Raw genomic sequence first — 14,218 nt, forward strand, 5'->3', positions numbered from 1 at the left:
ATCCAACCCCTCCACCTCCGTCCCCACTTCCGCCACGCGCAGCAGGTTCGTCGTGCCGCCCTGCCCGAAGGGCATCCCCGCAGCAATCGTGATCTGATCGCCCGGTGCGGCGTAGCCTTCCACGAGTGCGGCGCGTGCCGCGGCCTGCACCATTTCGTCCACGCTCTGCACGTCGGGGCTGACCGTCGAATGTACGCCCCACGTCATCGCCAGGCGTCGCGCGATGTCGAGGTTCGGCGTGATGCTGACGATGGGTGCAGCGGGACGCTCGCGCGCGGCGCGCAATGCCGTGGCGCCCGACGACGTGTAGGTGACCGTGGCCTTGGCGCCGATGATGTTGGTCACTTCACGCAGCGCGGCGCAGATGGCATCCTGGCGCGTGTTCAACGGTGCTTCGTGCTGCGCATCGAGCATGTTGCGGTAGAGCGGATCGCGTTCCACCTCGGTGATGATCCGGTCCATCATGGCCACGGCCGGCACCGGATGGCGACCATTGGCGGATTCGGCCGAGAGCATCACGGCATCGGCGCCATCGTAGATCGCGCTCGCCACATCCGAGGCTTCGGCGCGCGTCGGTACCGGCGAGTCGATCATCGACTCCAGCATCTGCGTGGCGATGACGACGGGCCTGCCCAGTTGGCGGCAGATGCGCAGGATGCGCTTCTGTACGCCGGGCACACGCTCGGGCGGCAGTTCCACGCCGAGGTCGCCACGCGCCACCATCACGGAGTCCGACACGCGCACGATTTCTTCGAGTTGCTGCAGCGCCGCTGGCTTCTCGATCTTCGACAGCACACCGGCACGCGTGCCGATGATCTCGCGCGCTTCCACGATGTCCGAAGGACGCTGCACGAACGACAGCGCGATCCAGTCAGCGCCAAGTTCCAGTGCGAAGTCCAGGTCGCGCCGGTCCTTCTCGGTCAGTGCGGGAATCGGGATCACGGCATCGGGCACGTTCACGCCCTTGCGGTCGGACAGCGTGCCGTTGTTGGCCACGCGCGTGGTGATGCTGTCGCTCGACACGTTCTCGATATTGAGCCGCACCTTGCCATCGTCGATCAGCAGCGACTGCCCGGCGCTGGCCGCCTTGAACAGTTCGGGGTGGGGCAGGTACACGCGCGTGCCATCACCCGGCGTGGGATCGCTGTCGAGCACGAACACGTCGCCCGCGCGCACCGCCACCTTGCCGGCCGCGAAGGTGCCGATGCGCAGCTTCGGACCCTGCAGGTCCGCCAGGATCGCGATGGGGCGACCGGTCTCGGCTTCCACCTGACGCACGGCGTCGTAGCGGGCACGATGGTCTTCGTGATTGCCGTGGCTGAAGTTGAGCCGGAACACATCGGCCCCGGCATCGAACAGTTGGCGGATGACCGCGATGTCCGAGCTGGCCGGGCCGAGGGTTGCAACGATCTTGGCTTTGCGCTGGCGTCTCATAGTGTCTCTCTCCATCCTCTTGCGTTGCGTGTCTTGCTTGTGGGGTTCGCGCTGATCCAGTCAGACGATCAGGATCGCGCGGAAATCGTTGACGTTGGTGCGGGTCGGGCCGGTGACGATCAGGTCGTCGAGCGCGGCGAAGAATCCGTATCCGTCGTTGTTGTCGAGATGCGCGCGTGCCGATGCGCCCTGCGCCGCGGCGCGCGTCAGCGTGTCCGGCGAGAGCAGTGCGCCGGCATTGTCTTCGGAGCCATCGATGCCGTCGGTATCGCCAGCGAGTGCGTGCACGCCCGGCAATCCATCAAGTGCCACGGCCAGCGCCAGCAGGAACTCCGCGTTACGGCCACCTCGGCCATTGCCGCGTACCGTCACGGTGGTCTCGCCACCGGAGAGAATCACGCACGGCTTCTGGAACGGCTGCCCGTGCGCGACGATCTGACGCGCGATGGCGGCATGCACTTCGGCCACGTCGCGCGCTTCGCCTTCGATGCTGTCCGAAAGAATGTGCGGCGTCAGGCCGAGTTCACGAGCGCGCGCAGCGGCGGCTTCGAGCGATTGCTGCGCACTGGCGAGCGTGACGCTGCGATGGCCGGCAAAGCGTGCATCGCCCGGCTTCGGCGTTTCGCCGGCACCGCTCTCCAGATGCGCGCGCACGGCGTCCGGAACTTCGATGCCGTACTTGGCGATCACGGCGAGCGCATCGGCACATGTGGTGGCATCGGGTAGCGTGGGGCCGCTGGCGATCAACGTGGGATCGTCACCGGGGATATCGGAAATCAGCAGGGTTTCGACGCGTGCCGGTGCGCATGCCAGCGCCAGTCGTCCACCCTTGAGCGCGGAAAGATGCTTGCGCACACAGTTCATCTCGCCGATGCTCGCGCCGCTACGCAGCAGCGCCTTGTTCACGGCTTGCTTGTCGGCCAACGTCAGCCCCGGCGCCGGTGCGGCGAGCAATGCCGACCCACCGCCGGAAATCAGGCACAGCACGAGGTCATCGGCGGTCAGGCCCTGCACCAGTTCCACCATCCGTTGCGCGGCCTGCTGGCCCGCTGCATCGGGTACGGGATGCGCGGCTTCCACCACCTCGATGCGGCGGCATGGTGCGCCGTGGCCATAGCGTGTGACCACCAGACCCGACAGTTCGCCCTGCCAGTGCGACTCCACAGCCTGCGCCATCGCAGCAGCAGCCTTGCCGGCGCCGATCACTACCGTGCGGCCCTTGGGCGGTTGCGGCAGATGCGGCGGCAGGCAGTGGCTGGCGCTGACGGCGGCCACTGCCGTATCGAACAGGTCGCGCAACAGCGCGCGCGCCTGGGCCGGATTGCGGTAGTCGGAAGTGCGCGGCGTGGCAAGCAGCGCGGCGGTAGCGTCTGTGGCGAACATGCGAGTCCTGAGGAATCTTCGGTCATTCGAAGCAGCCGCCTCCGAGTGAAGACGGCCGCTGCAACGCAGTAAAACTACTTCACGTACTTACTTCGCGCCCTTGGCGATCTCGTGGTTCGACATGATTTCGATCGCACGGCACAGCGCCGAATGATCCTGCTTGCCGAAGCCATTGGCTGCGCACGTGTTGAACAGTTCCTGCGCGGTGGCCGTGTTCGGCAGCGCCACGCCCAGTGCCTTCGCGCCCTGCAGTGCGAGGTTCAGATCCTTCTGGTGCAGTTCGATGCGGAAGCCCGGATCGAAGGTGCGCTTGACCATGCGCTCGCCGTGCACTTCCAGAATGCGCGAGGCCGCGAAGCCGCCCATCAGTGCCTGGCGCACCTTGGCCGGATCGGCACCGGCCTTCGACGCAAACAGCAGTGCTTCGGACACGGCCTGGATGTTCAGCGCCACGATGATCTGGTTGGCCACCTTGGTGGTCTGGCCGTCGCCATTGCCGCCCACCAGCGTGATGTTCTTGCCCATCAGGTCGAACAGCGGCTTCACCTGATCGAAGGCTTCGGACGGGCCGCCGACCATGATCGTCAGCGACGCAGCCTTGGCACCCACTTCGCCACCCGACACCGGTGCGTCCAGGTACGAGGCACCCAGCTTGTTGATGCGCGCCGCAAAGTCCTTGGTGGCGATCGGCGAGATCGAGCTCATGTCCACCACGATCTTGCCGTAGGTCGCTTCCTTGCCCGCTGCCTTGAATGCAGCCGCCACGCCTTTTTCGGCAAACAGCACGGCTTCCACGTGCGGGGTATCGGGCACCATGATGATGACGATGTCCGCGCGCTTGGCCACTTCTTCCGCGCTCGTGCAAACCGTGACGCCGGCATCGACCAGCCCTTGCGGTGCGGGGTTCACGTCATGCACGAACAGCGTGTGGCCTGCTGCGCGCAGGTGGCCCGCCATCGGGGCACCCATGATGCCGAGTCCGATAAAGCCGATGTTTTTCTGGTTTGCCATTGTTGTCTCCAGGGTTTTCAAGATGAGATGAGTTCGATTCGGTGTTCTCCCCTCTCCCTTTGGGAGAGGGGCGGGGGAGAGGGCAGGCGGGTCAGATTGCGAGTGCGTCGGCAAGCAGAACCCCTGGCCCTCTCCCCCAACCCCTCTCCCGCTGTGCGGGAGAGGGGAGGAAAACAAGCAGGTAGAGGAGGCGACTTAAACCCCCATCCCCTTCCTCCACCCCAGGCCTTCCTCGGTGGTCGTCTTCGGCTTGTACTCGCAGCCGATCCAGCCGGCGTAGCCGATCTCGTCGAGGAAGCGGAACAGGTAGGGGTAATTCAATTCGCCAGTGCCGGGCTCGTTGCGGCCGGGGTTGTCGGCCAGTTGCACGTGGCGGATCTTCGGCAGGTTGGCGCGGATCGTATTGGCGATCTCGCCCTCCATGCGTTGCATGTGATAGATGTCGTACTGCACGTAGAGGTTGGGCGCGTTCACCTGGCCGATCAGGTCAACGGCCTGCTGCGTGCGCGACAGGAAGAAGCCGGGGATGTCGAAAGTGTTGATCGGCTCGATCAGCAGGTCGATCTGCTCTTTCTGCAATGCACTGGCGGCAAAGCGCAGGTTTTCGACGAGGGTCTCGTTGGCCTGCTCGCGCTTCACGTTCTGCGGCAGGATGCCCACCAGACAGTTCAGTTGCCGCACGCCCAGCACCTTGGCGTACTTGATGGCTTCGCCCACGCCGTCCTGGAATTCGCTCACGCGGTCGGGGTGGCACGCGATGCCGCGCTCGCCAGCTTCCCACTTGCCGGCCGGCAGGTTGTGCAGCACGAGGTCGAGCTGGAAGCGGTTCAGCCGATCGGCAATCTGATCGGCATGGAATGCATAGGGAAACAGGAACTCCACGCCGCGGAAGCCCGCGCGGGCGGCGGCCTCGAAGCGGTCGAGGAAGCCCACTTCATTGAACAGCATCGTCAGGTTGGCTGCGAGCTTTGGCATTGTGATGTCTCTCTCGGTGTCGGGGAAAAAACGCCGCACCTGCCCCAGGGCCAGGGCAGGGCGGCTTGCTACGGGAAAGCAGAAACTTTTGAAACGATGAGCGAGGGATGGTCAGGCCGTGACCGTCTCTTCCTTGAGGATGGCCTCGTCGGCGTCCTCGATGTCCTCGATCGGTTCGAACTCGTTGATGTTGTCGATCTCGGTGCCCATCGCGATGTTGGTCACGCGTTCCAGGATTACCTCGACGACCACCGGCACCGAGAACTCGGCCATCAGGTCGCGCGCCTCGGCAAAGGCCGGCGCGATGTCTTCGGGCTTGAACACGCGGATCGCCTTGCAGCCCAGACCTTCCACCACCTTCACGTGGTCAACGCCGTAGCCTTCCAGTTCTGGCGCATTGATGTTGTCGAAGGCCAGTTGCACGCAGTAGTCCATCTCGAAGTTGCGCTGCGCCTGGCGGATCAGGCCGAGATAGGAGTTGTTCACCACCACGTGGACGTACGGCACCTTGAACTGCGCGGCCACGGCCAGTTCCTCGATCATGAACTGGAAGTCGTAGTCGCCCGAGATGGCCACGACATCGGAATCCGGCGAGGCAGTCTTCACGCCGATGGCGGCGGGAATGGTCCAGCCCAGCGGGCCGGCCTGGCCGCAGTTGATCCAGTGGCGCGGCTGGTTCACGGACAGGAACTGCGCGGCGGCGATCTGCGAGAGACCGATCGTCGTCACATAGCGCACGTCGCGCGGGAAGTACTGGTTCATCTCGCGATACACGCGCTGCGGCTTGACCGGCACGTTGTCGAAATCGCTCTTGCGCTGCATGGTGCGGCGACGCTTCTGCACATCGGCCACCCAGCTCTTGCGGCATGGCAGGCGGCCAGCCATCTTCATTTCGCGCGCCACTTCCACGAACAGTTCCAGCGCAGCCTTGGCGTCGGACACGATACCGAGATCCGGACCGAACACGCGACCGATCTGCGTAGGCTCGATATCGACGTGCACGAACTTGCGGCCCTTCGTGTAGACATCGATGCTGCCCGTATGGCGATTGGCCCAGCGGTTGCCGATGCCCATCACGAAATCGGAGGCCAGCAGCGTGGCGTTGCCATAGCGGTGCGAGGTCTGCAGACCCACCATGCCAGCCTGCAGCGGATGGTCGTCGGCCAGCACGCCCCAGCCCATCAGCGTCGGCACCACCGGCACGTTGACCAGTTCGGCAAACTCGACGAGCAGTTCGTTGGCATTGGCGTTGATGACGCCGCCGCCGCAGACGATCAGCGGACGCTCGGCCTGGTTCAGCATCGAGATGGCCTTCTCGATCTGCGCACGCGTTGCGGCCGGCTTGTACGGCTTCATCGGCTCGTACGTCTCGATATCGAATTCGATCTCTGCCACTTGCACGTCGAACGGCAGATCGATCAGCACGGGACCGGGACGGCCCGAGCGCATCAGGTGGAACGCCTGCTGGAACACCTGCGGCACCAGCGCCGGCTCGCGCACGGTCACGGCCCACTTGGTCACGGGCTTGGCGATCGATTCGATATCGACAGCCTGGAAGTCTTCCTTGTACAGGCGGGCGCGCGGTGCCTGACCGGTGATGCAGAGAATGGGGATCGAATCCGCCCAGGCCGAGTAGAGGCCCGTGATCATGTCGGTGCCGGCAGGGCCCGAAGTGCCCACGCACAAGCCGATATTGCCCGGCTCGGCACGGGTGTAGCCCTCGGCCATGTGCGAGGCGCCTTCCACGTGGCGCGCCAGCAGATGCTTGATGGTGCCGGCTTTGCGCATCGCCGAATAGAACGGGTTGATGGCGGCACCAGGCACGCCAAACGCGGTGGTGATGCCTTCCTTCTCCAGCACGGCAATGGCCGCGTCGACTGCTCTCATCTTCGGCATGTCTGTCTCCAATACGCTCAAAAACATGGGTGAATGTCGTTCTGGGGTTGATGCTATGCCCGCAGCGGGTCATCGATAAACGGAACGACGATCACTTGATTCGATATCAGCGGTATGGAATCGCGCAGCAAAGCTGGATGAAATGCGACGCAATCGGTACATTGAAAGCGTCGTTGGAGGAGGTCACCGCCCCGGCGGAAAGGCGCGGGTACGAGGCGGAACTGGGGCGATCTCGTACCTTTTCGGGGTATCGCGGTTAAGCGGGGCGGGCCAGAATAGCGGGTTTGGAATTGCCACTGCTTCGCCATGTACACGCGGCTGCCGCCCACCTACGAATTGTTGGAAGCCCTGCAGACGGCCCCCGGCCCGAAGCGGCCCGATGGCCGCCTGGGCACTGTGTTGTGGGCGGGTTTCGTGCTCGCGCTGGTGCCTTCGCTGGTATCGGGTGGCGCCCTGGTCTGGTGGCACCAGATCCTCGTGCAGGCGCCGCCGGCCTGGTTGCCGCAGGCGTTCCACGTGCTGCTGGCGATCAGCGGCGCGTTCTACGTGGCGGCCTGGGCCACGCGACTGCTGGGCGGTCGTGATGCACTGCGGCATCCGCTGCGCTGGATGTCGCGCCGAGTCGATACCCAGAGCGAGGTGGAAAACGCGCTGCTGCTGCGGCTAGGCCGGATTCCGGCGCTGCAATTGCGGGCGCGGCAGCGTCGCATCGGCTTGCATGCACGGATCTGGGAAGGCGGCGCACGGACCGTGGCGCTGATCCTTGCCCTTGGTCCCGCCGCCGTGGTGCTGGCCGATGGCGTCGCCGTGATGGCGCCGGGACACGGGCCGACGCTGACGGCCATCTATGGCGTGGTGTTGGTGGCGGGCGCGGCGTTCGCACTGTTCGCCCAGTTGCAATGCAGCGCGCCGCTGCGGCGGCTGGCCCATGTGCTGGGTGAAGCCGCCGAGATCAACGAGGCCCTGGGTCGCTCGCGCCAGCCCTGATCGGCCTGTCTCATCGAACGTTGCGCATGCGCAGCATCGCGGTTCGGGGATGCGCAGCATGCCCGTCATGCCTCACAATCCCGGCAGGAGACAACTGGCTAAGCCGGGCGCAATGGACAAACTCAAACAAATCGAAGCATTCATCGCCGTGGTCGAGCACGGCAGCATGGCGGCGGCGGCGCTGACGCAGAACGTCACGCCCGTGATGATCGGCCGTCGCATCAACGCGCTGGAATCCCGCATCGGCGTCAAGCTGCTGCATCGCTCCACGCGCCGCATCGTCGTGACCGAACAGGGCGCGGCATTCATGGAGCAGTGCAAGAAGGCGCTGTCGGACCTGGATCGCGCCGAGATGCTGATTGCCGAAGGCAAGCACAAGGCCACGGGGCACCTGATCGTGTCGGCGCCGGCAGCGTTCGGGCGCAAGCATGTGGCACCGCACGCCCCGGCCTTCCTGGCCGCCAATCCCGACGTGCAGGTCTCGTTCAACCTGACCGACCGCGTGGTGGACCTCGTTCGGGAAGGCTATGACGTGGGCATCCGCATCGGTGGCGCCATCGACCCCAACTTCGTGGCGATCAAGCTGGCGACCAACAAGCGTGTGGTCTGCGGCACACCCGCCTACTTCGCGAAGTACGGCGTGCCGCACACACTGGAAGATCTGGAGAAGCACAACTGCCTGGCGTTCAACCTGCAGGGCGGCCAGCAGCGCGGCTGGTACTTCCAGCAGAACGGCAAGACGGTGACGGTGCGCGTGAACGGCAACCTCGACTGCAACGATGGCGAGTTGCTGCACCGCTGGACTGGCGAGAGCATCGGCCTGGGCTGGCGCTCCACCTGGGAAATCCTGCCGCAACTCGACAGCGGCGAGCTGATCACGGTACTCGACGAGTACGCGCTGCCCGACTACGACATCCTGGCCGTGTACCCGCAGCAGCGCCCGGTGCCGGCAAAGATCCGCTTCTTCATCGAGCACCTGAAGCAGGCGTTTGCCAAGCCGGGGTATTGGACGGGAAGAAGCTGAGGGGAAAAGGAAGAGGAGGGGTGGCAGGCTGGAACAATCCAGCCCGCCAAATGAAAAAGCCCGCAGCCATTGCGGTCTGCGGGCAGTCCTTCTTGCGAAGGACGGGGAGAGCTCATGAAGTGCGCCCCCGCAACTCCATGGCGAGAGGAATGATGCGCCTCACACCCGCCCTTCGTCGTTGATGGCGATCAACCCGAATGCAACCTCGGAAGGATCAGGCCAGCAGCGCTGCCACCAGATCCTTGCTGCGCGCCGCAGCCGGGACTTCCTCGAAGTGCAGCGCGCTTTCCACGTGGTTCAAATGCTCCACCATCAACTGCACGGCGCGATCCGCATCGCCGGCCCGGGCCGCTTCGATGAACGCGCGATGCTCGTCCGACGAACACGTGGCATCGCGGCGGCTCTGGTACAGCATCGTGATCACCGCGCTGCGCATCGACAACTCGCGCATGATTTCCGTCAGCACGTTATTGCCGGCCACCTCCGCCAGCACGATGTGGAAATCCCCGAGCAGGCGCGTGCGGGTCTGCGCATCGTTGCCGCCGAGTGACTTGCGCTCCGCCGCCAGATGTTTCTCGATCCGTTTGTAGTCCGCCGCCGTGGCGCGCGCCACGAACTCGCGCGCCAGCGCCGCCTCCAGGATGCGGCGCACGGCAAAGACCTCGCGCGCCTCTTCGGCGCTGGGCTTGGCCACGAAGGCACCCTTGTCCGGAACAATCTGGATGACCTTGTCCTTGGACAGCATCAGCAACGCCGCCCGCACCTTGGTGCGGCTGACGCGGTAGACGCTGGCAAGCGCCTCTTCGCGCAGCTTGGTGCCGGGCGGGAGCCGGTGCGAGACGATGGCACCGACGATATCGTCGGCGATCGCCTCGGCGGTCATATCTGGATCGATGTGCTCGGGCATGGTGTGCGCGCGTCTCTTGCCGGACCTGCGCGTTGGCTGGAATGGCGTGATTCTAGCGCCCCGGCACCGTCCCCGGCAGCGATGCAGGAACGACAGCGTCCGTGGAGGCTTCCACCGAGGCCGACAACCCCTCGTCGAGTTCGCCCATCGGGATGGTGCCGTTGAGCACGCCGTGCGCCCGTTCGCGGTCGATATCGCGCTCCCAGGACGCCACCACCACCGTGGCCACGCAGTTGCCGATCAGGTTGCCCACCGCACGGGCAATGCCGATGAACCAGTCCACCGACAGCACCAGCACCAGGCCGATGGCGGGAATCGCCGGATGCGCGGACAGCGTGGCTGCCAGGATCACGATGGCCGAGCCGGGAATGCCATGCGCGCCCTTCGACGTAATCAGCGCCACGGCCAGGATGCCGAGCAGGTCGCCCATCGCCAGCGGCGTGTTCGTGGCCTGCGCGATGAAGACGGCGGCCAGCGTCAGGTAGATCGAGAACGCATCGAGGTTGAACGAGTAGCCCGTGGGAATCACCAGCCCCACCACGGACTTGCGGATGCCCATGTACTCGAGCTTCTTCATCACCTGCGGCAGCACGCTGTCCGACGACGCGGTGCCCAGCACCACGAGCAGTTCGGCGCGCAGATAGCGAATCAGCTTCAACACCGAGAATCCGCACAAGCGCATCACTGTGCCGAGCACCACGACCACGAACACGATCACCGCGCCGTAGAACAGGATCACGAGGAAGCCGAGCTGCTTGAGCGAGCCGATGCCGTACTTGCCCACCGTGAACGCCACCGCACCCAGCACACCCAGCGGCGCCAGCTTGATGATGAAGCCCATCATCTTGAACAGCGTGGCGGAGAAGTTGTCGATCAGTTTCACCAGCGGCCGTGCCGGCTCACCCACCACCGACAGTGCGCAGCCGAAGAGCACCGAGACCAGCAACACCTGCAGCACGTCACCACTGGTGAACGCGCCGAGGATCGTGTTGGGGATCAGCTTCATCAGGAAGTCCACCGTGCCGGCGCTCTTCACCTTGTCGGCGGAATCCATGTACGCGGCCATCGCCGAGGGATCGAGCGATCGCGGGTCCACGTTCATGCCCACGCCGGGCTGGAACAGGTAGGCCAGTGCAATGCCCAGTGCCAGCGCGATGGTGGTGACGATCTCGAAGTAGACCACTGCCTTGAGGCCGACGCGGCCCACCTTCTTGAGTTCGCCTGCGCCACAGATACCGGCCACGACCACGCAGAACACCACGGGACCGATCAGCATCTTGATGAGCTTGATGAAGCCATCGCCAAGGGGTTTGAGCTTGGCGGCAAATTCGGGAAAGGCCAGGCCGAGGAGGGTGCCGAGCACCAGGGCGATCAGCACCTGGCCAAACAGGGAGCGGGTAAAGCGCGTGTGCAGGCGAGCGCCGGCGGCGCGCTGCGGGGGTACGGCATGCTGCATCGTTGTCTCCGTGCCGGGCGGGTCCGTGTCGCCATCGATGGCGCCATCGGCCTGCCCTGATCTGGTTCAGGATTGCCAACCGTCACATGTCAGGCGATGCGTGCGTGACGGCCGGTATGGCTGCGCCGGGATCAGGCGAACCGCTAGGCCTGATGCCACATGGAAAGCCCCCCTGTTGAGGCGGAATCCACGCAATCCACTTGTCGGCACTGGATTGTCCGGGGCGGATTGTCGGTGCGTGGAGGCCAATATAGTGCATATCATTTTTGTATGCAATTTTTGAATTCACTGTGCTAACATGAATCGCACAGAATAGAGCTACGGTACGGGCGCCCGCCCGGCTGGCCCAGCACTTGCAACATGGCCGGCATTCCTTCAATCCGGGCTCAGGCAACAACAGCAGGAGAGACACGCACATGGCAGCAATTCCGACGACGCTGGCCGCCGACACCGGCTCGCGCATCATGGCCTGGGCCGACACCCTGGCCGTGCATACCGATCAGCCCGGTATGCTCACCCGCACCTACCTGACGGACGCCCACCACGGCGCCGCCGCCCAGTTGACCGAATGGATGCAGGCCGCCGGCATGACCGTGCGCCGCGACGTGGCCGGCAACGTGATCGGCCGCTACGAAGGCACCGAGCCCAATGCGCCGGCGCTGCTGACGGGGTCGCATTTCGACACCGTGCGCGACGCGGGCCGCTACGACGGCAACCTCGGCGTGATCCTGCCGATTGCCTGCGTGGCCGAGTGGAACCGCCAGGGTCGCCGCTTCCCGTTTGCGCTCGAAGTGGTCGGGTTTGCCGAGGAAGAGGGCGTGCGCTTCAAGGCCACGCTACTGGGCAGCCGCGCTATCGCCGGTACGTTCGATACCAACGTGCTCGACAACGTCGATGACTCGGGCCAGACCATGCGCGACGTGATGCGCGCCGCCGGTTTCGATGCTGCGCAACTGCCCGGTGCCAAGCACGATCGCAACAAGGTGCTCGGCTTCATCGAGGTGCATATCGAACAAGGTCCGGTGCTGCTCAACGAAGGGCTGCCGGTTGGCGTGGTGACGGCGATCTCGGGCGCCACGCGCTACATTGTTGAACTCGAAGGACTCGCCGGCCATGCTGGCACGGTGCCGATGGACATGCGCCGCGATGCCGCCATGGCTGGCGCTGAGATCGGCCTGTATATCGAGAAGCGCTGCGGCGGCAAGCCGGGTCTGGTGGGGACGGTCGGCCAGTTCAACGTGCCCAACGGTGCGACCAATGTGGTGCCGGGCCGCGCCGTGTTCTCCATCGATATCCGCGCTGGCGTGGATGCCGAGCGCGAGGCCGCCGTGAATGACGTGCTGGCCGAGATCGAACGTGTTTGCGCACGCCGCAACGTGCGTGTGCAGATGCGCAAGACCCATGAGGCCAACAGCGTGCCGTGCGCGCCGTGGCTGCAATCGCAATGGGCTGCCGCTGTGGAACGCCAGGGCGTGCCGGTGCGCCACCTGCCATCGGGTGCGGGCCATGACGCCATGGCCATCGCCGCCATCGCCGACGTGGCCATGCTGTTCGTGCGCTGCGGCAACGGCGGCATCAGCCACCACCCCACGGAAACGATGACCGCCGAAGACGCACAGATCGCCGCACGTGTGTTCGCCGATTTCGTCGAGCATTTCCAGCGCACCCAATAAGACCACCAGACAACTCCGAAAGATACGAAGATGACCGCACGAGACAACATGAACCCGATCGAGACCACGCTCACCCAGTACATCGACACGCAGCGCCCGCAGCAGGAGGCGTTCCTGGCCGAGCTGGTCAAGGTGCCGTCGGACAACCCGGCGGGCGATTGCGAGGCCCATGGCCTGCGCGCCAAGGAATTGCTCGAAGGACTCGGCTTCAAGGTGGATGCGCACAAGGTGCCCGAAGCGCAGGTGAAGGCCGCAGGCATGATCAGCGCCACCAACCTGCTGGTGCGCAAGACGTTCGGCAACGGCGGCCCGACCATCGCGATGAACGCGCACGGCGACGTGGTGCCTCCGGGTCTGGGCTGGACCAAGGACCCGTACGGCGGCGAGATCGCCGACAGCGAACACGGTCCGGTGATGTATGGCCGAGGCGTTGCAGTGTCGAAGTCGGACTTCGCCACGTACGCGTATGCCGTGCTGGCACTGATCGAAGCCGAGAAGCAGGGCGCCAAGCTCAACGGCACGGTGGAACTGCAATTTACGTACGACGAGGAAACCGGCGGCGACATCGGCCCGAAGTTCCTGCTGGATGAAGGACTGACCAAGCCCGATTACGCGATTTCGGCAGGCTTCTCGTATGGCATCACGTCGGCGCATAACGGCTGCCTGCACGTCGAGGTGACGGTCAAGGGCAAGCAGGGCCATGCCGCCATGCCGCACACTGGCGTGGACGCGATCGAAGCCGCCACGCACATCCTGCAAGCCATCTACGGCCTGCGCGCCGAACTGGCGACGCGCAAGAGCAAGACGCCGGGCATCGACACCGCTACGCTGAACGTGGGCCTGATCAAGGGCGGCATCAACACCAACGTGGTGCCTGATCTGGTCACGTTCCGCGTGGACCGCCGCATGATTCCGGAAGAGATCGGCTTTGATGCCGAAGGCGAACTGCGCGCCGTGGTGGAGAAGGCTGCAAAGGAGCGTCCGGGCATCGAGGTGAAGGTCGAGCGCATCATCCTGGCCGAGCCGCTGTCGGAACTGCCGGGCGTGGAAAAGCTGATCGGTGCATTGAAGACGCGCGCCGAATCCGTGTTCGGCGTGGAGATCCCGGTGCAGGGCGTGCCGCTCTATACCGACGCCCGCCACTACACGAAGCACGGCATCCCCACCGTGCTGTACGGCGCGGGCCCCCGCACGCTGATGGAAGCCCGCGGTCACAACTCCGATGAAAACCTGCGTCTGAACGATCTGAATCGTGCAACGAAGGTGGTGGCGCTGGCGTTGTCGGATTTGCTGGGCTGATCGGGACCTATCTCCCGCTCTAGGTTTTGCTCCCCTCTCCCACAACGTGGGAGAGGGGTTGGGTGTAGTGGTCCAATAAACCTGGACACCTCAAAAGGTAGACTTCGAGTCAACTGGAGAGGTGAAAAATGGCACGCAAGGGCTTTACGGAAGAGTTCAAGGCTGACGCCGTG

The 14,218-nt window shown here is 64.8% G+C and carries 11 protein-coding genes; 4 read left to right on the forward strand and 7 right to left on the reverse strand.

The window, feature by feature from the left end; translation table 11 throughout:
- The 5 genes from pyk to gcl form a co-directional block, all read right to left on the reverse strand.
- Nucleotides 1-1,434, reverse strand: a 1,434-nt coding sequence (gene pyk, locus FFS21_RS30235; protein WP_137928352.1) for a pyruvate kinase, incomplete at its 3' end; no start/stop codon positions are given.
- A gap of 60 nt (nt 1,435-1,494) precedes the next feature.
- The gene (locus FFS21_RS30240) at nt 1,495-2,817 is read right to left on the reverse strand and encodes a glycerate kinase type-2 family protein (RefSeq protein ID WP_137928353.1); all 1,323 of its coding nucleotides are present in this window, start codon (nt 2,815-2,817) and stop codon (nt 1,495-1,497) included.
- Nucleotides 2,818-2,904: 87 nt separating this feature from the next.
- Nucleotides 2,905-3,828, reverse strand: coding sequence for a 2-hydroxy-3-oxopropionate reductase (gene glxR / locus FFS21_RS30245; RefSeq protein ID WP_137928354.1), 924 nt, complete (start codon nt 3,826-3,828; stop codon nt 2,905-2,907).
- Nucleotides 3,829-4,023: 195 nt separating this feature from the next.
- Complete coding sequence (gene hyi / locus FFS21_RS30250) at nt 4,024-4,803, reverse strand: hydroxypyruvate isomerase (protein ID WP_137928355.1); 780 nt, start codon at nt 4,801-4,803, stop codon at nt 4,024-4,026.
- Nucleotides 4,804-4,914: 111 nt separating this feature from the next.
- Nucleotides 4,915-6,699: a glyoxylate carboligase gene (gcl, locus tag FFS21_RS30255; protein ID WP_137928356.1), complete on the reverse strand. Its 1,785-nt coding sequence runs from the start codon at nt 6,697-6,699 to the stop codon at nt 4,915-4,917.
- 306 nt (nt 6,700-7,005) lie between these two features.
- On the opposite strand from gcl, the gene FFS21_RS30260 reads away from it, so the two are divergent.
- On the forward strand, nt 7,006-7,686 hold the full coding sequence (locus FFS21_RS30260; protein ID WP_137928357.1) for a hypothetical protein: 681 nt from the start codon (nt 7,006-7,008) through the stop codon (nt 7,684-7,686).
- Between the two features lie 112 nt (nt 7,687-7,798).
- Nucleotides 7,799-8,710, forward strand: coding sequence for a LysR family transcriptional regulator (locus tag FFS21_RS30265; RefSeq protein ID WP_137928358.1), 912 nt, complete (start codon nt 7,799-7,801; stop codon nt 8,708-8,710).
- Between the two features lie 214 nt (nt 8,711-8,924).
- On the opposite strand, the gene FFS21_RS30270 is transcribed toward FFS21_RS30265, so the two are convergent.
- The gene (locus tag FFS21_RS30270; protein WP_137928359.1) at nt 8,925-9,617 is read right to left on the reverse strand and encodes a GntR family transcriptional regulator; all 693 of its coding nucleotides are present in this window, start codon (nt 9,615-9,617) and stop codon (nt 8,925-8,927) included.
- Between the two features lie 52 nt (nt 9,618-9,669).
- Nucleotides 9,670-11,073, reverse strand: a complete 1,404-nt coding sequence (locus FFS21_RS30275; protein ID WP_137928360.1) for a C4-dicarboxylate transporter DctA — start codon at nt 11,071-11,073, stop codon at nt 9,670-9,672.
- A 416-nt stretch (nt 11,074-11,489) separates the two neighbouring features.
- Here FFS21_RS30275 and FFS21_RS30280 point away from each other — a divergent pair, with 416 nt between their 5' ends.
- Together FFS21_RS30280 and FFS21_RS30285 are read left to right on the forward strand one after the other, a co-directional pair.
- Entirely contained in the window at nt 11,490-12,746 is a 1,257-nt protein-coding gene (locus tag FFS21_RS30280) for an allantoate amidohydrolase (protein ID WP_137928361.1), read from the forward strand.
- Nucleotides 12,747-12,776: 30 nt separating this feature from the next.
- A complete protein-coding gene (locus FFS21_RS30285) occupies nt 12,777-14,045 on the forward strand; it encodes a M20/M25/M40 family metallo-hydrolase (RefSeq protein WP_137928362.1) in 1,269 nt (422 codons plus the stop codon).
- Nucleotides 14,046-14,218: the final 173 nt, after the last annotated feature.

Origin of the sequence: Cupriavidus sp. 2SB (assembly GCF_005503625.1) — a bacterium.
GTDB lineage: Bacteria > Pseudomonadota > Gammaproteobacteria > Burkholderiales > Burkholderiaceae > Cupriavidus.